Below are 23,807 nucleotides of genomic sequence, written 5' to 3'. Positions count from 1 at the left end.
GCGCATCCTAGTCGCCCGCTTCCGCCTCGTAGGCCGCCAGGGCCGCGGCGGTGACCAGGTCGTTCACCGTGGCGCCGAGCTGGACCACCTGGGCGGGCTTTTCCAGGCCCATGAGGATCGGCCCGATCACCGTGCCGCCGCCGCTCTGCTGCATCAGCTTGGCGGTGATGTTGGCGCTGTGCAGGCCCGGCATGACCAGCACGTTGGCCGGCCCGGAGAGGCGGCAGACGGGATACATCTCCTGCATCAGGGAATAGTTGAGCGCGACGTTGGCCTGCATCTCGCCGTCGTATTCGAAGTCCGGCTCGCGCAGGTCGAGCAGCTGCACCGCGTCGCGGATGCGCTGGGCCGAAGGGTGCCAGGGGTTGCCGAAGTTGGAATAGGACAGCAGCGCCACGCGCGGCTCGTGGCCTAGGGCGCGCGCCGCGGCGGCGGCCTGCATGGCGATGTCGGCCAGCTGCTCGCCGTCGGGCAGTTCATGCACCGAGGTGTCGGCGATGAAGATGGAGCGCCCGCGCATCACCAGGATCGACAGGCCGATGACCCGGCGCTTGGACTTGGGCGAGATGGCGCGGCGGATGTCCTGGTAGGCGACGCCGAAGCTGCGGGTCAGGCCGGTGACCATGGCGTCGGCCTCGCCGCAGGCCACCATGCAGGCGGCGAAGACGTTGCGGTTCTGGTTGGCCATGCGCTGGCAGTCGCGGCGCAGCTTGCCCTGGCGCCCGAGACGTTCGTAGAGGAAGTCGACGTAGCGCGCGTTGTTCTTGGACAGGCGCGCGTTGTGGATTTCCAGGCTGGAGCTCTCCAGGCCGATCGACTTCATGGTCTCCAGCACGCGCTCCTCGCGCCCGACCAGTACCGGCGTGCCGTAGCCGGCCTGCTGGAAGGCCAGGGCCGCGCGGATGGTGCGCTCCTCCTCGCCCTCGGCGAAGACCACACGCTTGGGGTTCTTCTCGACCTTGTCGAAGATGCGCTGCAGGCTGGAGGCCGTGGGGTCGAGGCGCGCCGAGAGCTGCTGCTCGTAGGCCTTCAGGTCCTCGATCGGCTTGCGCGCCACGCCGCTTTTCATGGCCGCCTCGGCGACCGCCTTGGGCACGGCGACGATGAGGCGCGGGTCGAAGGGCGCCGGGATGATGTAGTTGCGGCCGTAGCGCAGCGTCTTGCTGTCGTAGGCGCGGGCCACTTCGTCGGGCACGTCCTCGCGGGCCAGCTCGGCCAGGGCCTCGGCGGCGGCGATCTTCATCTCCATGTTGATGGCCGAGGCGCGCACGTCCAGCGCCCCGCGAAAGATGTAGGGGAAACCCAGGACGTTATTGATCTGGTTGGGGTAGTCGGAGCGTCCGGTGGCGACGATGGCGTCGCCGCGCAGCTCGGCCACCTCTTCCGGGGTGATCTCCGGGTCCGGGTTGGCCATGGCGAAGATGATCGGCTGCTCGGCCATGGAGGTGATCATCTCCGGCGTGAAGGCGCCCTTCGCCGAGAGGCCCATGCAGACGTCGGCGCCCTTGAAGGCGTCCTCCAAGGTGCGCGCCTCGGTCTTCACCGCGTGCGCCGATTTCCACTGGTTCATGCCCTCGCCGCGCCCTTCGTAGATGACGCCGCGGGTGTCGCAGAGCAGCACCCGGTCGTGCGGCACGCCCATGGCCTTGATCAGCTCGGCGCAGGCGATGCCGGCCGCCCCGGCGCCGTTGATCACCACTTTGACCTCGGCGATGTTGCGCCCGGTCAGGGCCAGGGCGTTGATGAAGCCGGCGGTAGTGATGATGGCGGTGCCGTGCTGGTCGTCGTGGAACACCGGGATGTCCATCAGCTCCTTCAGGCGCGCCTCGATGATGAAGCACTCCGGGGCCTTGATGTCCTCCAGGTTCACGCCGCCCCAGGACTTGCCGAGGAAGCGCACGCAGTTGACGAACTCCTCGACGTCGCGGGTGTCGACTTCCAGGTCGATGCCGTCGACGTCGGCGAAGCGCTTGAAGAGGACCGCCTTGCCCTCCATCACCGGCTTGGCCGCCTGGGCGCCCAGGTCGCCCAGGCCCAGCACCGCGGTGCCGTTGGACACGATGGCGACGATGTTGCCCTTGGCCGTGTAGTCGAAGGCCTTGGTCTCGTCCTCGTAGATCTTCAGGCAGGGCGCGGCGACGCCGGGCGAGTAGGCCAGCGACAGGTCGCGCTGGGTGGTCAGCGGTTTGGTGGCCTGGATCTCGAACTTGCCGGGCCGGCCGCAGGCATGCAGCTCCAAGGCTTCCTGATCCGTAATGCGGTCCTTCTTCATGGTCTTTGCTCCCTGCGGCGGCCCGGATGCTGCGGTGAGTTCGGAGGTCATGCTGCCTCCTGCGGCAGACCTCCCCACGCCCGCAAGGTCGGGCGCTCGGCTCAGGGCCTTGATTTTCTGTGAACTTTAGTGAGCGCTTGCCGGATCGTCAAAGGACCCCGTGCCGCCGTTCCCGCTGCCTGCCCCCTATTTCACATGGCGGTGGACCGCAGCGGCGCCGTGCTCGGCGAGCAGGGCCTCGACGCTGGCCGCCTGGGCCTCGTCCTCGACCCGGACCCAAAGCAGGATGGCGCCGGCTTCCAGGGCGCGGGCAAAGTCCTCGGTATGGGGGGTGGCCCGCACCTCGTCCAGCAGTTCCACCAGGGCGGCGCCGGTCAGGCCGGCGGCCATGGCCCCGGCCACCGCCGCGCCGATGGGGCCGGAGGCGATGGCGATCAGGCCGGCGGCGGTCAGCGGGCCGACGTAGTTGATCTCGCCCACCATTCCGGCCAGGGTCTCCTGCCAGGCCTCGCTGGGGCTGCCGGCGGCGCTCAGCGATTCATGGGTGTCGAGAACCGAAAGATCGTCGTGGCCGAAGCCGGCCTCCCCCAGGGCCTTCACTGCGGCGCTGAAGCTCTCCTTTGTGGAAAAGTTGCCTGCGATCTCGACCGTCACGTCGTCGCCGAACCGTCCGATACTCTCCGCCACCTTGTAGGTCTCCTCGAAAAAATCCAGGCCGCAGGCCGCTTTACGGCGCGGCCCTGGGCCTCAACTCGGCCCGCGACGTCGGCCGCGGGCCTCGATTGCGATCACTCCGCCCCCGGCCGGCCATGGCCTTGCCCCGGCAACGGGGGACTGTGATACCCTCGGGCAAAGTAAAGCTTACCGATCCATGACCACACAAGCCGTGACTTCCCGGGCAGCGACCGCCGAACCCTCAGATGCTGGCGCCAAGCCAGCGGCCAAGACCGCCGCGCCGTCTCCCGCACTCCCGGGTGTGACGCCGATGATGGCCCAGTACCTGGAGATCAAGCAGGCCCATCCCGGCTGCCTGCTGTTCTACCGCATGGGCGACTTCTACGAGCTGTTCTTCGAGGACGCGGAGCAGGCCTCGGCGGCCCTCGACATCGCGCTGACCAAGCGCGGCCAGCACCTGGGCCAGGACATCCCCATGTGCGGCGTGCCGGTGCACTCGGCCGAGGGCTACCTCTCGCGCCTCATCCGCAAGGGCTTCAAGGTCGCCATCTGCGAGCAGATGGAGGACCCCGCAGAGGCCAAGAAGCGCGGCAGCAAATCGGTGGTGAAGCGCGACGTGGTGCGGGTGGTGACGCCCGGCACCATCACCGAAGACGAACTGCTGGACGCCCGCGCCCACAACTACCTGGCCGCCCTGGCCGAGGCCGGCGGCGGCCTGGGACTGGCTTGGCTCGACATCTCCACCGGCGTCTTCCAGGCCCAGCCCGTGGCGCCCGAGACCCTGGCCGCCACCCTGGCGCGGCTCGCCCCCGGCGAGCTGATCCTGGCCGAGCGCCTGCTGGAGAAGCCGGACGCCTTCGAAGCCTTCGGCGCGCTGAAGGACCGCCTGACGCCCCTGCCCGGCGCGCGCTTCGACAGCGCCAACGGCACCAAGCGCCTGGAGGAGACGTTCCAGGTCAAGGCGCTGGACGCCTTCGGCGCCTTCAGCCGGGCCGAGCTGGCCGCCGCCGGGGCCCTGCTCGACTACGTCACCCTGACCCAGAAGGGCCGCCTGCCGCGGCTTCTGCCGCCGCGCCGCCTCGCCCTCGGCGCGGTCATGGAGATCGACGCGGCGACCCGGCGCAATCTGGAGCTGACCGAGGCCTTGAGCGGCGGGCGCGCGGGCTCCCTGCTCGCCACCATCGACCGCACGGTGACCGGCGCCGGGGCGCGCCTGCTGGCGACGCGCCTTTCGACGCCGCTGACCGACCCGGCGGCCATATCCGGGCGTCACGACCTCGTCGCCCACTTCCTTGAGGCCGCGAACCTGCGGCAGGATTTGCGCGCGCGTCTGCGCCGCTGCCCGGACATAGAGCGTGCGCTCTCCCGGCTCAGCCTGGGGCGCGGCGGCCCGCGCGACCTGGCGGCGATCCGCGACGCGCTCGCCGTGGCGGGAGAACTGCGCGGCCTGCTGCAGCAGAACGGCGAGGCGCCGGCGCTGCTGGCCGAGGCGATCCGCGATCTCGGGCTTCACGACACCCTGGTCGGCCGCCTGGCCCGCGCCCTGGCGCCGGAGCCGCCGATGCAGGCGCGCGACGGCGGCGCCATCGCGGCGGGCTACGACGCGGCCCTGGACGCGCTGCGCGCCCTGCGCGACGACAGCCGTAAATTGATCGCCGGGCTGCAGAAGAACTACGCCGAAGCCAGCGGCGTGACCTCCCTGAAGATCAAGCACAACAACGTGCTCGGCTACTTCATCGAGGTGACGCCGACTCACGCCGACAAGATCGCGACGGGCGGCGACAGCCCCTTCATCCACCGCCAGACCCTGGCCTCGGCGAAGCGCTTTTCCACCGTCGAGCTGTCGGAGCTGGAACAGAAGATCGCCTCGGCCGCCGAGCGCGCCCTGTCGCTGGAGCTGCAGATCTTCCAGGACCTCGTTGGCGAGGTGCTGGGCCGCGCCGAGGTCATCGCAACGGCGGCCCGCGCCCTGGCCGAACTGGACGTGGCCGCGGCCCTGGCCGAGCTGGCCGAGGCCCAGCGCTGGTGCCGCCCGAAGATCGACGCCACCACCGCCTTCCACATCACCGGCGGGCGCCACCCGGTGGTGGAGGCGGCGCTGGCCGCCGCGCAGAAGGGCCGCTTCGTCGCCAACGACTGCTGGCTGGAAGACGGGGACGATGGGCCCGAGGGAAATGGCGGCCGCCTGTGGCTCGTCACCGGCCCCAACATGGCCGGCAAGTCGACCTTCCTGCGCCAGAACGCCCTCATCGCCGTGCTGGCCCAGATGGGCAGCTACGTGCCCGCCGAGGCCGCCCACATCGGCGTGGTCGACCGCCTGTTCAGCCGCGTCGGCGCCGCCGACGACCTGGCGCGCGGGCGCTCCACCTTCATGGTGGAGATGGTCGAGACCGCGGCCATCCTGAACCAGGCGGGCCCCCGCGCCCTGGTGATCCTGGACGAGATCGGCCGCGGCACCGCGACCTTCGACGGCCTCTCCATCGCCTGGGCCTGCCTGGAGCATCTGCACGAGGTGAACGGCTGCCGCGCCCTCTTCGCCACCCACTACCACGAGCTGACCAGCCTGACGGCCAAGCTCGACTCCCTGGCCTGCCACTCCATGCGGGTGAAGGAATGGCAGGGCGACGTGGTCTTCCTGCACGAGGTGACGGCCGGCGCCGCCGACCGTTCCTACGGCATCCACGTGGCCAAGCTGGCGGGCCTGCCCAAGGCGGCGGTGGCCCGCGCCGAGACGGTGCTGGCCAGCCTGGAGCAGGGCGAGCAGGCCGGCGCCTTGACGCGCCTCGCCGACGACCTGCCGCTCTTCGCCGCCACCGCGGCCAAGGCGGCCGAGCCGGACACCAAGGAAAGCGCGGTGGAGGCGGTGCTCGGTGAGATCAACCCCGACGATCTCAGCCCCCGCGAGGCCCTGGAACTGCTCTACCGCCTGAAGAAACTATCCGCAGACTAGCCGGGCGTAGCGGCCGGGTCTTCGAGCGGCGGCAAGCCGTCTTCCGGTGTTGGCGCAAGCGCCCAGATCCTCGAAGCGGAGATGGCGGACGATGATGGCATGGTTCCTGGGGGCGTTCTGCAGCGAGGGGCGATCATGCCCGGCGTGACCACTGCGGCCTGCCGAGGCTGCCGCAGTGGTCTCGTTCAACAGCTTTTCGTCTTTAGAGCTATTCGTTGACCTTCCCCGGAAGGCTGAGATCCCCGGAGGCGACGTCGAAAACATCGACGACGCAAAGCAGGGGCGCGTGGACACTCTCGTTGATCCTCAGCCCCGCGGTGACGCCGTCGAAAGCGGCCGTCTCGACCACCGCGATGTCGTCGAAAGCGACCTTCACCTCGAGCGTGTCTCCGGCAATGACCGGGTCCCAGCCCGGGCTGTCTATCAGGATCGGCAGTTGCGGCCAGGTCTTCGGCAGTCGCGGCTTCGACCCGGCCGGAATGTCGACCACCGCCAGCGCGCCGGGGCCGCAGGATTCGTTGGGTGCGAGAACGACCCAATGACTGTGCCAGAGCTCGCCGTCGTTGCCGGTTTGGCCGTCGCCGTTTTCGTCATAGAGCGGGGTGTCGTCGAAATCCGGGTGCGACGTCACGGCCAGGGCGAGGATGCCCGCCTTCTTCTCGAAGCCGACTTCATAGGGGTCGATGCTGGTGGGCCAGACATAGGAGAAGACGGAGCTTCCCGCCAGCTTGCCGCTGGCGGCGGGGCGGGAGGCGCCGGCCGCGCCCGACACGCCCATGTGGAAGGTCGCGATACTGTCCGCGGTGGCGACCTTGGCGTGGACGATATCGAATTGCGCGGCGGTTTTCGCGGAGCTGGGTGCGGAGATTCCACCGTCGCCGTGGGCCAAGGCGGTGCCGGCAGCCGACCCGGCGACAATGAAGGCGATGGCGGCGGCCAGGGGCAAGGCGATCGGGCGGTGGCTGAATCCCAAGGGGTATGTCATAGTTTGTGGGTCTCCTGTCTCTGCAGAGGTGGGTTGGACGATTTGGGGCGCTCCGGCCGTTGCTGCGGCCGGGGCGCCTTTCTATTCAGCCCCGTTTTCGGCAGCGAAGCGCTGCCAGCCCGAGGCCGCGACGGCTGTTTCCGCCGCTTCGTGTTCACCGCAGTCGAGGCGCAGCTCGGCCTCGCCGAAAGCGGCGTCCACAAAGGCGCAGTGATGCGGTGTCTCTGAATGGGGATGGGCGTTGGGTCGGAAGTAGCGGCAGGTAAGGCACATGCGTTGAACCGGGATGGCGCCGGCGGTTTGCAGGTCCCGGATGATCTTGGTCAGGGCGCGAAGCACGGTGGCCTGCTCTTGCAGCGAGAGGCTTTCGAGTGCGCGCTCCATTTGCTGCGGCCAGAGCGACAGTTCTTCCGCAGCGCGCTGACCCTTTAGGGTCGGCTGGAGTCGTCGCGCACGCGCGTCGGCGGGATCGCTGGTCTTGCGCAGCAGGCCTTTGCGGACCAGGGCGTTGACGGAATCGCTGGCGGTGGCCTGGGTGACTCCGGTTTCGGCGGCCAGGGCGCCGAGGCGCGCCGGCCCCCGCTGCGCCAGGTAAATCAGGATCTGGCTTTGGGTCGGGGTCAGGCGCGCCGCCTCTGCCTGACGCCATTGGCCGGCCCGCAGAAAAGTGGCGATTCGGGAAAACCCGGTGGCGATCTGTGCCGTGCTGTTTTTTGTCCTGGAAGTCACGGGCTTCTCCTCTTCGAAGGGCAATATAGATAGGAGTCCTAAATAAAACAAGCCTGATCGCAATGGCATGGAAAAGGGCCGTTCATGGGGCTTCTATCGCTCCGGTGGCGGCGCCGGCACGGTGACTTGGCGGACCTCACCCAATTGATCGCGATAGCGCAGCACGATGCGCCAGCCGCGATAGCCGGCGGCATAGGCGGCGGGGTCGGGGATGGGGATCTCCCCGGTCAGGCGCTGGCTGCGCTCGACCCGCCCGCTGCCGCGGAAGAGATAGCCGAGAGAGATGTAAGGACGCACCCCGCTGGAGGAGCCGCCGGTGGCGCCGACCGCAACGCCCGGCCCCGCGTTACCGCCGCTGGCGGTCTCGCGCGTGGAAAGTTCGCGCTCGCGCGCCTGGGTGGCGCCGCCGGCCGGGTCGATCAGCAGCAGCTCGGTGACGGCGCGCCCGGGAGGGATATTGTCCACCGTCACCGTCAGCGCCTGGCCGACGGCCCGCGAGGAGATGTGCATGGGCCGTGGGGCGTCGTCCCGCGGCGCGCAGGCGCCGAGCGCCGAGACCGCGAGCAGCAGGGCAGCCATTGTAGGTCTGCGAAGGAGTCTTAAGACGTAGCTGAGGATCTGTGTCATAGTTTTTGCCAGGTCAGCCGCAGCGGCGCGGGTTTCTGAGCGGGTCTTCCGACAATATAATGCGTTGCATAGTGTGCCGCAGAGCCTGCCGCTCCGGCAGGCAGGCCTGGACAAGCGCCCGGGAAGAGCCGATGTGAAGGCCTGAGGACATCGGCGCCGGTCCCGGAAGACCGGGGCGACCAAAGGATAGCATGACCAGTTCCGCCGACATTGCCGCGCCCGGCGGCACCGCCGCCGCGCTGCCGCCCGAAGAGGCGCTGGCCGAGGCGTCGGGCGCGCAGATCGACAATCCGCGCAGCATCGTCAACCGCCGCAGGCTGATGGCGGGCCTGGGCGAGATCTTCGATGAAGTTCCCGCCGGCCCCAGGCAGCGCGCCGCCGTGCTGGCGCTGCTGAAGCAGGCGCTGGCCGCCGGCCGCGCCGAGGTGCGGCGCCGTTTCGAGGAAGAGGCCGTCAACGGCACGGCGACGGTGCGCGCCGAATCCTACCTGGTCGATCAGATCATTCGCGTGGTCTACGACCACGTCAGCCAGCGCCTCTATCCCATCGCCAATCCTTCCACCGGCGAGCGCCTGTCGCTGGTCGCCGTCGGCGGCTACGGGCGCGGCGAGCTGGCGCCGCAGTCGGACATCGACCTGCTGTTTCTGCTGCCCTACAAGCTGACCCCGCGCAGCGAGCAGGTGGTGGAAGAAATCCTCTATCTGCTGTGGGACATGGGTTTCAAGGTCGGCCACGCCACGCGGACGGTGAACGAGTGCATCCGGCTGGCCAAGGGCGACATCACCATCTGCACCGCACTGCTGGAGGCGCGCTGGCTGTGGGGCGACCAGGCGCTCTATCGCGAGATGCGCCAGCGCTTCCACAAGGACGTGCAGGCCGGCGGCGGCGCCAAGTTCATCGAGGCCAAGCTGGCCGAGCGCAAGTCGCGCCACGACCGCTTCGGCGGCTCGCGCTACGCGCTGGAGCCCAACATCAAGGAGGGCAAGGGCGGCCTGCGCGATCTGCACACCCTCTTCTGGATGGCCAAGTTCCTCTACAACGTTGACGACATTTCGACCTTGGTGCAGCGCAAGGTCTTCACCGCCGCCGAGGTGCAGCGTTTCGACAAGGCGCTGAACTTCCTGTGGAGCCTGCGCTGTCATATGCACTACATCTCCGGGCGCGCCGACGAGCGGCTGACCTTCGACATGCAGAAGGAGATCGCGCCGCGCATGGGCTTCACCCCGCACGGCGGACTGATGGACGTCGAGCGCTTCATGAAGCGCTACTTCCTCATCGCCAAGGAAGTCGGCGACCTGACCCGCATCTTCTGCGCCGTCATCGAGGCCGAGCACAACCGCCGTTCGCGCTTCCGCCTGCCGGCGCTGCGCCGGCGCCGCAAGATCGAGGGTTTCGGCCTGGAGGGCGACCGCCTCACCGTCTCCGACCCGGAGGTTTTCAGCGAGAACCCGGTGGAGATGCTGCGCATCTTCCAGGTCGCGCAGAAGCACGATCTGGATATCCACCCGGAGACGCTGCGCGGCATCACGCGCAAGCTGAAGCACATCGACAAGAACCTGCGCGCCGACCCCAAGGCCAACGCGATCTTCCTCGACATGCTGACCTCGGAGAAGGACCCGGAGACGACGCTGCGCCGCCTCAACGAGGCCGGCGTCTTCGGCCGCTTCCTGCGGGCCTTCGGGCGTGTCGTCGCGCAGATGCAGTACAACATGTATCACTCCTACACGGTGGACGAGCACACCATCTTCGCCATCGGCATCCTGCACGCCATCGAGCAGGGCGACCTGGCCGAGGCGGCGCCGATCGCCACCGAGGTGGTGCACAAGGTCCTCTCCCGGCGCGTGCTCTACATGGCGGTGCTGCTGCACGACATCGCCAAGGGGCGCGGCGGAGACCATTCGGAGCTGGGCGCCAAGGTGGCGGCCAAGGTCTGCCCGCGCCTCGGCCTCGACGAGGCGGAGACCGAGACCGTGTCCTGGCTGGTGCTGCACCACCTGGCCATGAGCGACACCGCCTTCAAGCGCGACATCGACGATCCCAAGACCATCCGCGACTTCGCCGACCTGGTGCAGTCGCCCGAGCGTCTGCGCCTGCTGCTGGTCCTGACCGTCGCCGACATCCGCGCCGTCGGTCCCAACGTGTGGAACGCCTGGAAGGCGGCGCTGCTGCGCGATCTCTACTGGCGCACGGAATCGGTGCTTGGCGGCGGCCTCGCCGCCAAGGGCCGCGACGCCCGCGTGAAGGCCGCCAAGGAAACGCTGAAGGAGAAACTGAAGCAGTCGGGCTGGACGCAGAAGGACATCGCCGCCCACCTGCGCCGCGGCTATCCCTCCTACTGGAGCGGTCTCGACTCCGACAGCCACCTGCGCCACGCGCATCTGGTGCGCGAGGCCGAACTCTCGGGCGCGCCGCTGACCGTCGACACGCGCATCGACCGCTACCGCGAAGCCACGGAGGTCACGGTCTACACTCCCGACCATCCCGGGCTGTTCAGCCGCATCGCCGGGGCCATGGCGGTGGCCGGCGCCTCGATCACCGCGGCGCGCATCTTCACGCTGTCCAACGGCATGGCGCTGGATTCCTTCTATGTGGAGGACGTCCAGGGCGGCCCGTTCGGCCAGCCGGGCAAGCTGGCGCGTCTCTCCTCGGCCATCGAGCAGTCCCTGGCCGGGCGCCTGCGCCCGCTGCAGGAGCTCAAGGCCCAGCAGTCGCCGATCCCCAGCCGCTTCAAGGTCTTCAAGGTCTCCCCGCGCGTCCTCATCGACAACAAGGCGAGCCGCAGCCACACGGTGATCGAAGTGAACGGCCGCGACCGCCCCGGCCTGCTCTATCTCGTCACCATGACGCTGACCAAGCTGGACCTGATCATCAAGTCGGCGCGCATCGCCACCTTCGGCGAACGCGCGGTCGATGTTTTCTACGTGCAGAACGCACTGGGCGCCAAGATCGAGAACAGGCAGAAGCTGCGCAGCATCGAGAAGAAGCTGCTGGCGGTCTTCGAGGAAAGCGACTGCGCGCCAAGCAAGGTGGATGGGGCCAAGAAGGATGCGGCGAAGAAGGTGACCCGCAAGTCCGTGCGCAAGGCAGCGGCCAAGAAGGCCGTCGCGAACAAGGAAGCCGCCAGGAAGGAAGCCGCCAAGAAGGCGGCGTCGAAGAAGGCCGCCGCCACCAGGGCCGGCGCCCGCAAGACCGTCGATCGCGCCGCCCCGCCCCGCAAGGCGCGTTAGCCGCCACCACCACCAGGGCCGGCGCCTGCGTCTTTCGTGCTTTGCAGTTTCGCCACATTTCTCTAAGACCTTTCGGGCATGAGCCTCGTTCGTTCCGTCGCCACCGTCGGGGGCTATACCGGCATCAGCCGCATCCTCGGCTTCGTGCGCGACATCCTGATCGCCAACGCGGTCGGCGCCAGCCCTGTGGCCGACGCCTTCTTCGCGGCCTTCCGCCTGCCCAATCTGTTCCGCCGGCTCTTCGCCGAGGGCGCCTTCAACGCCGCCTTCGTGCCGCTTTTCGCCCGCCGCCTGGAGCAGGAGGGGGAGGCTGAGGCCCGGCGCTTCGCCGAGCAGGCCCTCTCGGTGCTGGTCACCGGCCTCTTGATCCTCTTGGCGCTCTGCATGGCGGGGATGCCCTGGTTCATCTACGTCATCGGCTCGGGCTTCTCGCAGACTCCGGAGAAGCTGGCGCTGGCCGTGGAGCTGTCGCGCATCACCTTTCCCTACCTGCTGTTCATGGCGGTGGTGGCGCTCCTCAGCGGCATCCTCAACTCGCTCTACCGCTTCGCGGCGGCGGCGGCGGCGCCGATCCTGCTGAACGTCATCTTCATCGCCGCCCTGATCGTCGTGCTGCCCTTCACCGGGGCGCCGGGCCACGTCATGGCCTGGGCGGTCTGCGTCTCCGGCGCCGCGCAGTTCGTCTTTCTGGTGATCGCGGCCAAGCGCGCGGGCATGGCGCTGCGCTTCCCGCGCCCGCGCCTCACGCCGGGGGTGCGCCGCCTGCTGGTGCTCATGGCGCCGGGCCTGCTCTCGGCCGGGGCGCTGCAGATCAACATCTTCGTCGGCTCCTCCATCGCCTCCTGGCAGGAGGGCGCCTTCTCCTTCCTCTACTACGCCGACCGGGTCTACCAGTTGCCCCTGGGCCTCATCGGCATCGCCATCGGCATCGTCCTCTTGCCCGACATGGCCCGGAAGCTGCGCGCCGGCAACGAGGACCAGGCCATGCACAGCCTGAACCGCGGCCTGGAGTTCGCGCTGCTGCTGACCCTGCCGGCGACCGTGGCGCTCATCGTCATCGCCGGCCCGATCATCGGCGGCCTGTTCCAGCACGGCCGCTTCGGGGCCACCGACGCGGCGGCCACGGCGGCCGCCCTGGTCGCCTTCGCCTGGGGCTTGCCGGCCTATGTGCTGGTGAAGATCCTGCAGCCGGCCTTCTACGCCCGCGAGGACACGGTGACGCCCTTTCGCTATTCCGTGGTCTCGGTGGTCGCCAACATCGTCCTCAGCCTGGCGCTGTTCTGGCAGTTCCGCCACGTCGGCATCGCCCTGGCCACCACCCTGGCGGCCTGGCTGAACACCGGGCTGCTGATACTTTCCCTGCGGCGCTACGGCTTTTGGGCGCTGGACCGGCGCTTCCGCGCCCGCCTGCCGCGCATCGCCGCGGCGTCGCTGGGCATGGGCGCGGCGCTCTGGGGCCTCCAGTGGGCGACGGCGGCGTTTTTCGACGGAGACCGTTTCGTCGAACGGGCGATCGCCCTGGCGGTTCTGGTGGCGGCGGGCCTGGCCGTCTATGGGGCGCTGGCCTTCGGACTCGGCGCCGTCACGCGGTCCGATCTGGCGGGATCCCTGCGCCGCAAGGCCAAGGACGGCGGCGGCGCGGCGGCGGGATAGTGCGGCGGCGCGCGCTGAGACCTTGACCCTCCCGGTCCGGCCAGCGATAACCCCGGCTGCGCCGCGGCCCTCCCCTCACGGTTTCGGGGGCCGCCCACTGTCCAGTGAACATCACAGCTAAAACCATGAAACGGATCTTTTCGGGCGTTCAGCCCTCGGGCAATCTGCACCTCGGCAACTATCTGGGGGCCATCAGGAACTTCGTGGCCCTACAGAACGACTTCGACTGCATCTACTGCGTCGTCGACCAGCACGCCATTACCCTGTGGCAGGAACCCGAAGTGCTGCGCCAGCGCACCCGCGAGGTGACCGCGGGCTACCTGGCGGCCGGCATCGATCCGAAGACGTCGGTCATCTTCAACCAGTCGCAGGTCGCCGCGCATTCGCAGCTCGCCTGGGTGTTCAACTGCGTGGCCCGCATCGGCTGGCTGAACCGCATGACCCAGTTCAAGGACAAGGCGGGCAAGAACCGCGAGAAGGCGTCCTCCGGGCTCTATGTCTATCCCAACCTCATGGCCGCCGACATCCTGGTCTACAAGGCGACGCACGTCCCGGTGGGAGAAGACCAGAAGCAGCACCTGGAGCTGACCCGCGACGTCGCCCAGAAGTTCAACAACGACTACGGCGTCGACTGTTTTCCCATCGTCGAGCCGTTGATCCAGGGCGCCGCGACCCGGGTCATGTCGCTGCGCGACGGCGCCAAGAAGATGAGCAGCTCCGATGCTTCGGACGCCGCGCGCATCAACATGACCGACGACGCCGACGCGGTGGCCAAGAAGATCCGCCGCGCCACCAGCGACTCCGAATTCCTGCCCGACGCCTCGGTCGTCGGACCGGACGGCCAGTTCACCGCGGAGTTCCGCCAAGCCCGCCCGGAGGCGGCCAACCTGATGACCATCTTCGCCGCCCTGAAGGGCGAGGAGCTCTCCCAGGCGGTGGCGGAATTCGAGGGCAAGGGCTTCGCCGACCTGAAGAAGGCGCTGACCGACGTGGCCGTCGCCAGCCTCGGCCACATGGGCGCCGAGATGAAACGGATGGTGAACGACAGCCACTACGTCGACTCCGTGCTGCGTGACGGCGCCGAGCGGGCCCAGGCTCTTGCCGAGCCGATCATCAAGGAAGTCTATGATATCGTGGGCTTTCTCCGGCCCTAAGCGCCCCGGCGGCGGGGCCCCGGCGTGGGGCCCGGCGCCGACGCGCAGGCAAGAGGAAGATTGCGCGGCCTTGCCTGCCGGTGGCAGGATTCGCCCGCACGGACGCCTCGTTAGATAAGAACCGCCAAAGGAACCCCCGCATGGCCGACGTCCCTCCGTCGACGACCAGCCACCCCGCCGCTGAAACGCCAGCCGACGAGGCCGCCGCGAAGCACCGCGAGAACCGCGTTTTCCTGGTGGTGGTCGACGAAACCGAGGAAATGCGCGTCGCCCTGCGCTTCGCCGCCCTGCGGGCACGCAGCACCGGGGGCAAGGTCGCCATGCTCTACGTGGTCGAGCCCTCGGATTTCCAGCACTGGATGTCGGTCGGCGACCTGATGCGCGAGGAGGCCCGCACCGAGGCCGAGCAGGTGCTGCAGCGCCTGGCGACCGAGGTCAGCGAGCTGGCCGGATCCCTGCCGGTGCTCTATGTGCGCGAGGGCGACCGCCGCGACGAACTGCTGGCGCTGCTGGACGAGGAGCCCAACATCTCGATCCTGGTGCTGGGCGCCTCCACCGGCAAGCGCGGGCCCGGCCCCCTCGTATCGGCCATGACCGGTAAGTTCTTGGGACGCCTGCACATTCCCGTGACCATCGTGCCGGATTCCATGACCGTCGAAGACATCGACGCAGTGACCTGACGCGGCCGGACCCGCCGGCCCCCGCCATATCTTGACTAAAGCTGACCGAATTGGTCAGATTTGGATCTTGGCGCTTGAAGCTGGGCTCTCCGGAGCCCAGATTGAGCGTGAAGCCTTGAGGAGACAGCGTCCCATGTTCATTCAGACCGAACAGACCCCCAACCCGGCGACCTTGAAGTTCCTGCCGGGGCGCGAGGTACTCGCCGAGGGCACGGCCAACTTCACCTCCGCGGAGGACGCGGCGCGCTCGCCGCTTGCCGAACGCCTCTTCGCGGTCGAGGGCGTGGTCGGCGTCTTCTTCGGCACCGATTTCGTCTCCGTCACCAAGGAAGACTCGCGCGAATGGTACCTGCTGAAGCCGGCCATCCTCGGCGTCGTCATGGAGCACTTCACCGCCGGCCGTCCGGTCATGCTGGAAGACGCAGCTTCGGGCGATGAGGGTCACAGCGAGTCCGGCGAGGACAGCGAGGTGGTCAGCCAGATCAAGGAACTGCTCGACACCCGCGTGCGCCCGGCGGTGGCCCAGGACGGCGGCGACATCGTGTTCCGCGGTTTCGACAAGGGCGTCGTCTATCTGCACATGCAGGGCGCCTGCCAGGGGTGCCCCAGTTCGACCGCCACCTTGAAGATGGGGATCGAGAACATGCTGCGGCACTACATTCCCGAGGTCGTCGAGGTCCGCCCCGTTCTCTGAGGGACCGCGCCTTTTCCATCTCCCACATTGCTGACGCCGTCATCGCGGTTTTCTCCCGGCCGCGCCGGGGCCGGACCGCCGTGCCCCGCGGCAAGCGCTTGAAAAAACGAAACTTGCGCCGGCCGGCCGCCCGGCCGGTGAATGCCGCGGCCCCGCCCCTTCGATAACGGAATCTTCGCGAAGCCGGCCTAGGCTTGTCTCCCGATCGGGACGGCACGGCGAATATCCACAACAAGCGAGGCGCAGCGGCGATGGTGGCACAGGTGGCGGCGAAGGTCGCTGAATGGCAACCGGTAGTGGAGCGCTACGCCAGACTGGGGAATCGTCATCTGGCGGGCCGCGTGGTCCTGCTTTGCGGGCTCTTCGGAGTCTTTCTGCTGGCGGCCCTGCGGTTCGGAGCCGAGCCCCTGCCCCGTTCGGCCTGGCAGGAACTGGGCCTGGCCAGCGAGGCCCCGGCGTTGCGCCGAATCTATGTCCGCGACGCGGAGAACCTGGTCCGGATCTTCGCCGACAGCGGCTACCGTCTGGAGGCCGTGAAGAACGGCGCGCCGGTACCGCGCCTTTCCGTCACCGCCCTGCCGCGCGACATGGAGGCCGTCTCCGACAGCGAGGCGCGCAAGCGCCTTTTTCTGCGCACCCTGCTGCCGCTGGTGCTGCAGGTCAACGCGGAGCTGCGTCAGGCGCGCGCCAAGGTGATCGCCGCCCTGGACGCCCGGGCGGCGGGCCGCCTGGGCGCCACGGACGCGCTCTGGCTCGACAGCGTCGCCGAATGGTATGGCGCCGCGCCGGGCGACGCCGCCGATCTTTTGAGCCGTATCGACGCGGTGCCGCCCAGCCTGGCGCTGGCCCAGGCCGCCCAGGAAAGCGGCTGGGGCACCTCGCGCTTCGCGCTTCGCGCCAACGCGCTCTTCGGCCAGCGTAGTTGGGGCGACGACGCCGAAGGCCTGAGGCCGGCCGCGGCGGCCCGGCGCGACTTCAAGGTGCGTGGCTTTCCCGACCTGATGAGCGCGGTGCGCGCCTACCTGCACAACCTGAACAGCCATCGCGCCTACCAGGATCTGCGCCAACGCCGTGCGCGGGCGCGGGCGCTGGGCACGCCGCTGCACGCCCTTAATCTGGTGGGCGGCCTCAAGAGCTATTCCGAGGAAGGTCAGTCCTACGTGCTCGCGCTCAGCGAACTCATCACCAGCAATGGCCTGCAGGCCCTGGACGGCGCGAAGCTCGGGAAGCTCGCCCCGGGGCAATAGCGTCAGGGCGCCGCGGCCTTCGCCACCACGAACTGGGTTCCGAACCAGCGCCAGCGGCCGCTGGCGTCGCGCAGGGTGCAGTTGATGCGCACCCGCCCGGCGGGCAGCGGCGCGGCGAAGCGCAGCTCGATACGCTGATCCAGCTTCATGACCTCCGGCGCGCCCGTTGAGGCGAAGCAGTCGAGGCCGCTCAGGTTGCCCAGGTCCGCGGTCACCGTGAAGCCGAAGTTGGGCGGATTCCGCCCGGCCTCGCCGACGCTCATGTCGGCCGGGGTGATCTCGCCCACCGGCAGCGGCAGGGCGTTGGTCACCAGCCGGAAGCGGTCCATGTCGCCGTAAGCCTCGTTCAGCGGAAAGCGCGGCAGGGTGAAACGGTCGCTCGTCTCGCCCAGGGCGCCGGAGTGCTGGCCGAAGGCCGCCGTGAAGCCGGCGTCGATCACGACCTGGCGCAGCGCCAGGCTGGCCTCGCCATAGGGATAGGCGAAGATGGTCGGTACCGCGCCCAGCTCGGCCGTGAAACGCCGGCTGGCCTGGTCCAGGTCGGCGCGTTGTTCGGCCGGGCTCTGCCAGGCCATGTGGGCGTGGCCATGGCCATGATGGCCAATGGTCACCAGCGGGTCGGCGGCCATCTCGCGCAGCTGCGCCCAGCTCATGTAGCCGGGCAGGCCCAGGTCCAACGGCTCGGTGGAGGCGAAGACGGTGACCGGCAGTCCGGCCGCTTTGAGGCGCGGCCAGGCCTCCCGGTAGACCGAGATCGCGGCGTCGTCGATGGTGATCGCGACGCTGCGTTCGGGCAGGGCGGCGCCGCTGGCGAGCCGCGCCAGGATGTCGGGCAGCGCCAGGACCCGGTACCTGCCCGAAGTCAGTTCGGCCAAGTGGGCCTCGAACTGCTCCAGGCGCACCGAGGTGGACGGCAGGCTGTCCTCGCCGAAGCGGTGGTACATCAGGACCGCCGCACCGCTGTCGGCGGACTGCCGTGAGGGGGCCTCTTGGGCCGCCGCCAGGGGCGTGGCGCCCAGCCAGAGCGTTCCCGCCAGCCAGAGCGTTCCCATCAGGCAAAGCGCAGGCGCCAGGCGGCGCGCCTGGGCTTGGGCTGCGTGGCTGTGAACGATGCGTCGCATGGCTGCTTTCTCCGTCGGCCTTTTTGGGCGACTTGTCCTGGCTGGCACTGCCCTGGCGGCCGCGCCCGGCGATCCGGCGCGGCAGGGCGGACTTGCCGGTCCCGGCGCCGGCGGCCAAGCTGGGCCGGTCCGACGCGATCCCGGGGCCGGTTCCTCACCCTTGGGGCCTCCGGGGCGGCCGGCGGCAACCGCGGCGTGCAGAGCGTGGCGAGTGGAGCTTAAGAAAGGAATAAGGCTGTGAACGAATTCTTGAGCGATACCGGCCTGGACAAGATTTTTCGCCAAGCCCGCACCCACACGGCCTGGTGCGGCGAGACGGTCAGCGACGTGCTCCTGGAAGCGGTCTACGATCTCGCCAAGATGGGGCCGACCAGCATGAACGGCTGTCCGCTGCGGGTCGCCTTCCTTCGCAGCGGGGCGGCCAAGGAGAAGCTCCGCCCCTGCCTCAGCGCCGGCAACGTCGAGCAGACCATGGCCGCGCCGGTCACCGCCATCATCGCCTACGACCTGGCCTTCTACGAGTGGCTCCCCAAGCTGGCGCCGCGCCGCGACGGGGCCAAGATCTTCGGCGGCAAGGAGGCGCTGATCCAGGAAACGGCGATGCGCAACGGCAGCCTGCAGGGCGCCTACTTCATCATAGCCGCCCGCGCGCTGGGGCTGGACTGCGGGCCCATGTCGGGTTTCAGCCGCGCCAAGGTCGACGCGGCCTTCTTCGCCGGCACCACCTGGCGCTCCAACTTCCTGTGCAACCTGGGTCACGGCGATCCCGCGGCGCTGCGCCCGCGCGCGGCACGGCTGGACTTCGACGAGGCCTGCCGGTTGCTATAACCCGGCCCGGCGCTATAACCCGGGGATAGGCTTGCGGCGGATGCCCGCTCTGCGCACTTCAGGCGGCCATGAGGGGGCGTGGCGCGGCGGCGTCGGTCAGCAGAGGAAAGCGCTGAGGCTCGAAGAGTTGATAATGCCACCATTCGAAACGGTTCCAGTCCCATCCGGCCGCGGTCATCAGGCCCAGCAGCAGGGCGCGGTTGCGCTGCACCTCCGCCGGCAGGTCGCTGCGCGCATGGTGCGAGGCGGCGGTGAAGTCGTCGAAGGGCGTGCCCATGTCCAGCTCCTTGCCGCCGGCCGCCTCCACCAGCGTCAGGTCGACGGCGATGCCCCGCGAATGGCAAGAGCCGACGCGCGGGTCGGCGACGAATTCGGGATCGGGGAAGACCTCCCACAGCCGCCACTGCGCCTCCACCGGGCGGAAGGCGTCGAAGATCTTGAGCCGCAGGCCGAGCGGCGCGGCCAGCGCGCAGGCGCGTTGCAGCGCCGCCGCGGCCTCCGGGTGGAGCTGCGCCTCGGCGCGGGCATAGATGCATTTGCCAGTGACGTTGTCCTGGGTGGCGTAGGCCAAGGCGATGTCCAGATCGAAATCCGGCGTGTGCAGGGAAACGAGGCTCATGGAGGAAGGGGTCTCCGCAAAGGCGATCGGGTCGGCGCTCCTGTTAGCACGCGGCGCGGCGCTCCGGATAGTCCGCGATGAAGGAAGGCGCCACGAAGACCGAGGTGTCGGCACTGCTGGCCATGGACGCGGCAGGGGGCTCCTGCTCGGTGGCGCTCTGGGCGGAAGGCGGCATCGCTGCCCGCCGCTTCAGTGCCATGGCGCGCGGCCAATCGGAGCGCCTGGTGCCCATGATCGGCGAGGTGATGGACGAATGGGGCGGCGGCTTCTCCGGGCTCGATGCCCTGGCGGTGACCACCGGCCCGGGCGGCTTCACCGGGGTGCGCATCGGCCTTGCCACCGCGCGCGGCCTGGCTTTGGCCCGCCGCCTGCCTTTGATCGGCGTCTCCTCCTTCGAGGTGGCGGCGGCGGCCGCGAGCGCGCCGGAGCGCGCCGGCCGGCGGGTCCTGGCGGTGCTCGATTCCAAGCGCAACGAGGTTTTCGCCCAGCTTTTCGACGAGGCACTCGCGGAGATCGGGTCGCCCTTGGAGACCGCGCTGGCCGATCTGGCGGCGGCCCTGCCCCCCGGCGGCGGGCCCCTGGTGCTGACCGGCGACGTGGCGCCGCGGGCTTTGGCGGCGCTGCAGGCGGCCGGACAGGGCGATGCGGTGCTGGCCGCCGCCGCGGGACCGGCCGATGCGGCTTTGCTGGCCGAGCGCGCGGCGCTGCGCGACCCGGCGGCGGCGGGGCCGGTGCAGCCCGTCTACCTGCGCCCGCCGGACGTGACCCCGCCCAAGCCGCCGTCCGGCGCGGGCCGGGACCCGGCGGCGTGACGGCCGCCACGATCCGGCCGGCCGGTCCCTGCGATGTGGCGTTGCTGGCCGAGTTGTACCGCCGCTGCTTCGATCCCGCGGCGGGCGGGGCCTTCGCGGGGACGCCGTGGAGCGCGCGCTCCCTGGCCGAGGTCATGGCCCTGCCGGGCGCGTTCTGCCTGCTGGCGACGACGGAGGGCCCGGAGGGCAGGGAACCGGCGGGTTTCCTGCTGGCCCAGGTGCTCTTCCACGACGCCGAGCTTCTGACCCTGGGGGTGCTGCCGGAGCGCCGCCGGAGCGGGCTGGGCGGCCGCCTGCTGCAGGCCGCCCTGGCGGAGTCGGCGCGCCGCGGGGCCGGGCGGATGACCCTGGAGGTGGCGGAGAGCAACGCCGTGGCCCAGGCGCTCTACCGCGCCGCCGGCTTCGCTGAGGCCGGCCGGCGTAGGAATTATTACCGATTGGCCGGCGACGGGAGCCTGGATGCCGTGGTCCTCGCGCGCGATCTGGAGGGCCCGGAAAATCCTCCCAGCGCCCGCTGAGCGGCCCGGCGCGGCGGTTTTGGTAATGCGCGGGAGTTTTTGCGAAGCATTTCTAACTAAATGAAGGCGAGTGAAATTAGGCCGATTACAGTACTAAAAGGCATTTTTGCTGTTTCTGACTATTGTTTTTTCTGTTCAATAATGTTGATTCTTGCTTGTGGAGTTTTTATATAAGCCACAGGGATTTCGAGGAGTTGAATAGGTCAATGTCCGATCAAGCGAAGCAAAGCGAATTGCTTTCTTTGACGACAAACATCGTCGCAGCACATGTTTCCAATAATTCTGTCGCGGTCGCGGACCTGCCGATGATTATACGCGACGTTTACGAAACGCTTTCCAATGTCGGGACGACGCGGGAGCGGGAGCCCGAGCGTCCTTCCCCGGCGGTGCCGATCAAGAAATCGGTCACCCCGGAATACATCGTCTGCCTGGAAGACGGTAAGAAGCTTAAGATGCTGAAGCGGCACCTCAAGACCGCTTACGATATGTCGCCGGAAGACTATCGGGAGCGTTGGGGGCTGCCGGCCGACTATCCCATGGTGGCGCCGAACTATGCCAAGCAGCGCAGCAAGCTGGCCAAGCAGATCGGCCTGGGGACGCGCGCGCGCCGCAAGGGATGAACGATAGCGCCCCCCGGCAGTGGGGCGGCGACGGAGAACGGCGCCTCCGCCATTAGGCGGGCGGCGCTTTTTCCGTTATAATCCGGGTTTCGGTCCGACGCGCCCCGCGCGGCGGGCCGTCAGGACGCTTAGATAGGGTATGACAGGGCTTGGTTTCGGTTATGGGCGATCGCCTGGAAAAGCTGTGCGTCGAAAAGGGTCTGAAGATGACCGAGCAGCGCCGCGTCATCGCGCGCGTGCTGTCGGAGTCGACGGACCATCCCGATGTGGAACTCGTCTATCAGCGCGCCATCGAGCGCGATCCGCGCATCTCCATCGCCACGGTCTATCGCACGGTCAAGCTCTTCGAGGAGGCCAGCATCCTGGAGCGGCACGACTTCGGCGATGGCCGAGCCCGCTACGAGGAGCGCCCCGAAGAGCATCACGACCACCTGATCGACGTGAAGACCGGTGAAGTCGTGGAGTTCTCCAACGAGGAGATCGAGCGCCTCCAGGCCGAGGTGGCCAAGGCGCTGGGCTACCGCTTGGTCGATCACCGCCTGGAACTTTACGGCGTGCGGATCGACAAGCGCGACGAAGACGGTAAAGCCGGCAACAACGCCTGAGGTCCCCAGCGTCACCCCGTGAAGGGGCGGCATCCGGCGCCTTGAGGCCGGGACTTCGGGAAGGGAGCAATATGAGTCTCGCGGAAGCGAAATCGGACCGCCCCGTCGACGTCGCCGTCGGCAACCTGCGTATCCGCCTGGCCGAGGACGCGGCCGAGATCCGCGCCGCCCAGGCCCTGCGCTATCGTGTGTTCTACGAAAGCATGGCCGCCAAGCCGACGCCGGAGATGGCGGCGGCGCGGCGGGATTTCGATTCCTTCGATGACTACTGCGATCACCTGCTGGTCTTCGACGAAGACCGCGGCAGCGGCCCCGGCGCGGTGGTCGGGACCTACCGCGTGATGCGGCGCGAGGGCGCGGCCAGGCGCGGCCAGTTCTATTCCAGCGACGAATACGAGATCGACAACCTGACGGCCTATCCGGGCGAGATCCTGGAACTGGGACGGTCCTGCGTCGACCCGACCTTCCGCAGCGGCGCCACCATGCAGTTGCTGTGGCGCGGCATCGCCGAATACGTCTTCTACTACGACATTTCCATCATGTTCGGCTGCGCCAGCCTGCCGGGGACCGACCCGCAGGAGCTGCGCATGCCGCTGGCCTATCTCCACCATCACCACCTGGCCCCGCCGGCGCTGCGCGCCCGCGCGGTGGCCGATCGCTATGTCGCCATGGACCTGCTGCCGCCCGAACAAGTCGATATCGTCCGGGCGCGCCAGGCGCTGCCGCCGCTGATCAAGGGCTACCTGCGCCTCGGCGGCTTCGTCGGCGACGGCGCCGTGGTCGACTGGGAATTCGGCACCACCGACGTCTGCATCGTGGTGAAGACCGATCTGGTGACCGAGAAATACCGTCGCCACTACACGCGCGACGACCAGGCCGGTGGCGCGGACGGCGACGGCAAAGCATCTGGTGGAGGGGCATGACGGCACCCAGCATCGGCTCGCCGACCACCGCCCTTGTCCGCCTGCTGGCCTACGCCGGCCTCACCCTTGCCTTGATGCCGGTCCAGTCGCTCGCCGTGGCTCTGGCCTGGCCGCTGCGCAAGCGGTTGCCGCAGTGGTACCACAGGCAGACCTGCCGGATCCTCGGCATCCGGATCGAATGCCATGGCCGCCGGGCGCGCCGGCACCCGACGCTCTATGTCGCCAACCACGTGTCCTATCTGGACATCGAGGTTCTGGGGGCGCTGCTCAGGGCTTCCTTCGTGGCCAAGGCCGAGGTCGCGACCTGGCCGTTCTTCTCCTGGCTGGCAAAGCTGCAGGAGACGGTTTTCGTGGAGCGCCGGGTACAGCGCGCCGCCGAGCACCGCGACGAGATGGCCCGCCGGCTGGACGCGGGCGACGACCTGATCCTCTTTCCCGAGGGCACCTCGGGCGACGGCAACGGGATCCTGGCCTTCAAGAGCGCGCTGTTCTCGGTCGCGGAGCGCCGGCCGCACGGCCAGGCCCTGACCGTGCAGCCGGTGTCGGTCAGCTACACAAGACTCGACGGACTGCCCCTGGGCCGCTATCTAAGGCCGTTTTTCGCCTGGTACGGCGATATGGAACTGGGCAACCACCTCTGGCACGCCATCAGCCTGGGCCGGGTGACGGTGGTGGTGGAGTTCCACGAGCCGGTGACGATCGATCAGTTCGGATCGCGCAAGGCCCTGAGCGATCATTGTTATGGAGTGGTGGCGCGCGGCGTGGCGGCGGCCCTCGCCGGGCAGCGCCAGCCCGCGCTGCCCGCCCCCGGCGGGTCCGGGCAGGGCGCCGTGACGGCGGCGTGACGGGGTGGAGCGGTTGAAAGTTG

General features: G+C 68.8%; 21 protein-coding genes. 14 read left to right on the top strand and 7 right to left on the bottom strand.

What is annotated here, in order from left to right; translation table 11 throughout:
* Positions 1 to 7 precede the first annotated feature (7 nt).
* Complete coding sequence (locus tag AAFN88_RS02850; protein ID WP_347521620.1) at positions 8 to 2,272, bottom strand: NADP-dependent malic enzyme; 2,265 nt, start codon at positions 2,270 to 2,272, stop codon at positions 8 to 10.
* A 186-nt stretch (positions 2,273 to 2,458) separates the two neighbouring features.
* Positions 2,459 to 2,959: a hypothetical protein gene (locus AAFN88_RS02845; protein ID WP_347518021.1), complete on the bottom strand. Its 501-nt coding sequence runs from the start codon at positions 2,957 to 2,959 to the stop codon at positions 2,459 to 2,461.
* A gap of 298 nt (positions 2,960 to 3,257) precedes the next feature.
* Here AAFN88_RS02845 and mutS point away from each other — a divergent pair, with 298 nt between their 5' ends.
* Entirely contained in the window at positions 3,258 to 5,897 is a 2,640-nt protein-coding gene (mutS, locus tag AAFN88_RS02840) for a DNA mismatch repair protein MutS (protein ID WP_347518020.1), read from the top strand.
* 208 nt (positions 5,898 to 6,105) lie between these two features.
* On the opposite strand, the gene AAFN88_RS02835 is transcribed toward mutS, so the two are convergent.
* The 3 genes from AAFN88_RS02835 to AAFN88_RS02825 form a co-directional block, all read right to left on the bottom strand.
* A complete protein-coding gene (locus AAFN88_RS02835) occupies positions 6,106 to 6,882 on the bottom strand; it encodes a hypothetical protein (protein WP_347518018.1) in 777 nt (258 codons plus the stop codon).
* Positions 6,883 to 6,963: 81 nt separating this feature from the next.
* The gene (locus AAFN88_RS02830; RefSeq protein WP_347518016.1) at positions 6,964 to 7,635 is read right to left on the bottom strand and encodes a MarR family winged helix-turn-helix transcriptional regulator; all 672 of its coding nucleotides are present in this window, start codon (positions 7,633 to 7,635) and stop codon (positions 6,964 to 6,966) included.
* A 69-nt stretch (positions 7,636 to 7,704) separates the two neighbouring features.
* A complete protein-coding gene (locus AAFN88_RS02825; RefSeq protein WP_347518015.1) occupies positions 7,705 to 8,190 on the bottom strand; it encodes a hypothetical protein in 486 nt (161 codons plus the stop codon).
* 239 nt (positions 8,191 to 8,429) lie between these two features.
* Here AAFN88_RS02825 and AAFN88_RS02820 point away from each other — a divergent pair, with 239 nt between their 5' ends.
* The 6 genes from AAFN88_RS02820 (at position 8,430) to AAFN88_RS02795 (ending at position 16,893) form a co-directional block, all read left to right on the top strand.
* Complete coding sequence (locus tag AAFN88_RS02820) at positions 8,430 to 11,465, top strand: [protein-PII] uridylyltransferase (RefSeq protein ID WP_347518014.1); 3,036 nt, start codon at positions 8,430 to 8,432, stop codon at positions 11,463 to 11,465.
* A gap of 78 nt (positions 11,466 to 11,543) precedes the next feature.
* On the top strand, positions 11,544 to 13,118 hold the full coding sequence (gene murJ / locus AAFN88_RS02815) for a murein biosynthesis integral membrane protein MurJ (protein WP_347518012.1): 1,575 nt from the start codon (positions 11,544 to 11,546) through the stop codon (positions 13,116 to 13,118).
* Between the two features lie 125 nt (positions 13,119 to 13,243).
* Positions 13,244 to 14,272: a tryptophan--tRNA ligase gene (gene trpS / locus AAFN88_RS02810; protein ID WP_347518010.1), complete on the top strand. Its 1,029-nt coding sequence runs from the start codon at positions 13,244 to 13,246 to the stop codon at positions 14,270 to 14,272.
* 140 nt (positions 14,273 to 14,412) lie between these two features.
* The gene (locus AAFN88_RS02805) at positions 14,413 to 14,952 is read left to right on the top strand and encodes a universal stress protein (protein ID WP_347518009.1); all 540 of its coding nucleotides are present in this window, start codon (positions 14,413 to 14,415) and stop codon (positions 14,950 to 14,952) included.
* 133 nt (positions 14,953 to 15,085) lie between these two features.
* A complete protein-coding gene (locus AAFN88_RS02800) occupies positions 15,086 to 15,646 on the top strand; it encodes a NifU family protein (protein ID WP_347518007.1) in 561 nt (186 codons plus the stop codon).
* Between the two features lie 194 nt (positions 15,647 to 15,840).
* Entirely contained in the window at positions 15,841 to 16,893 is a 1,053-nt protein-coding gene (locus AAFN88_RS02795; protein WP_347518006.1) for a glucosaminidase domain-containing protein, read from the top strand.
* A 2-nt stretch (positions 16,894 to 16,895) separates the two neighbouring features.
* Here AAFN88_RS02795 and AAFN88_RS02790 read toward each other — a convergent pair whose 3' ends face one another.
* Entirely contained in the window at positions 16,896 to 18,014 is a 1,119-nt protein-coding gene (locus tag AAFN88_RS02790) for a polysaccharide deacetylase family protein (RefSeq protein WP_347518004.1), read from the bottom strand.
* 237 nt (positions 18,015 to 18,251) lie between these two features.
* Here AAFN88_RS02790 and AAFN88_RS02785 point away from each other — a divergent pair, with 237 nt between their 5' ends.
* Entirely contained in the window at positions 18,252 to 18,842 is a 591-nt protein-coding gene (locus tag AAFN88_RS02785) for a malonic semialdehyde reductase (RefSeq protein WP_347518002.1), read from the top strand.
* A 58-nt stretch (positions 18,843 to 18,900) separates the two neighbouring features.
* On the opposite strand, the gene ddpX is transcribed toward AAFN88_RS02785, so the two are convergent.
* Positions 18,901 to 19,461, bottom strand: a complete 561-nt coding sequence (ddpX, locus tag AAFN88_RS02780; protein WP_347518001.1) for a D-alanyl-D-alanine dipeptidase — start codon at positions 19,459 to 19,461, stop codon at positions 18,901 to 18,903.
* Between the two features lie 77 nt (positions 19,462 to 19,538).
* On the opposite strand from ddpX, the gene tsaB reads away from it, so the two are divergent.
* From tsaB to AAFN88_RS02750, 6 genes are all read left to right on the top strand, one after another.
* Positions 19,539 to 20,273, top strand: coding sequence for a tRNA (adenosine(37)-N6)-threonylcarbamoyltransferase complex dimerization subunit type 1 TsaB (gene tsaB, locus AAFN88_RS02775; RefSeq protein WP_347518000.1), 735 nt, complete (start codon positions 19,539 to 19,541; stop codon positions 20,271 to 20,273).
* Positions 20,270 to 20,791 (top strand): GNAT family N-acetyltransferase, encoded by a 522-nt coding sequence (locus AAFN88_RS02770; protein ID WP_347517999.1) that lies wholly within the window; start codon positions 20,270 to 20,272, stop codon positions 20,789 to 20,791. The genes tsaB and AAFN88_RS02770 overlap by 4 nt, the downstream gene beginning before the upstream one ends.
* Positions 20,792 to 20,997: 206 nt before the next feature.
* A complete protein-coding gene (locus AAFN88_RS02765; protein WP_193366688.1) occupies positions 20,998 to 21,411 on the top strand; it encodes a MucR family transcriptional regulator in 414 nt (137 codons plus the stop codon).
* Between the two features lie 161 nt (positions 21,412 to 21,572).
* Positions 21,573 to 22,016, top strand: a complete 444-nt coding sequence (locus tag AAFN88_RS02760; RefSeq protein ID WP_347517998.1) for a Fur family transcriptional regulator — start codon at positions 21,573 to 21,575, stop codon at positions 22,014 to 22,016.
* Positions 22,017 to 22,087: 71 nt separating this feature from the next.
* Positions 22,088 to 22,939, top strand: a complete 852-nt coding sequence (locus AAFN88_RS02755; protein ID WP_347517997.1) for a GNAT family N-acyltransferase — start codon at positions 22,088 to 22,090, stop codon at positions 22,937 to 22,939.
* Positions 22,936 to 23,784: a lysophospholipid acyltransferase family protein gene (locus AAFN88_RS02750; RefSeq protein WP_347517996.1), complete on the top strand. Its 849-nt coding sequence runs from the start codon at positions 22,936 to 22,938 to the stop codon at positions 23,782 to 23,784. Before AAFN88_RS02755 ends, AAFN88_RS02750 begins: the two co-directional genes overlap by 4 nt.
* Positions 23,785 to 23,807 lie beyond the last annotated feature (23 nt).

Origin of the sequence: Pelagibius sp. CAU 1746 (assembly GCF_039839785.1) — a bacterium.
Classification (GTDB): domain Bacteria; phylum Pseudomonadota; class Alphaproteobacteria; order Kiloniellales; family Kiloniellaceae; genus Pelagibius.
This window is presented reverse-complemented; position numbering and strand designations above follow the sequence as displayed.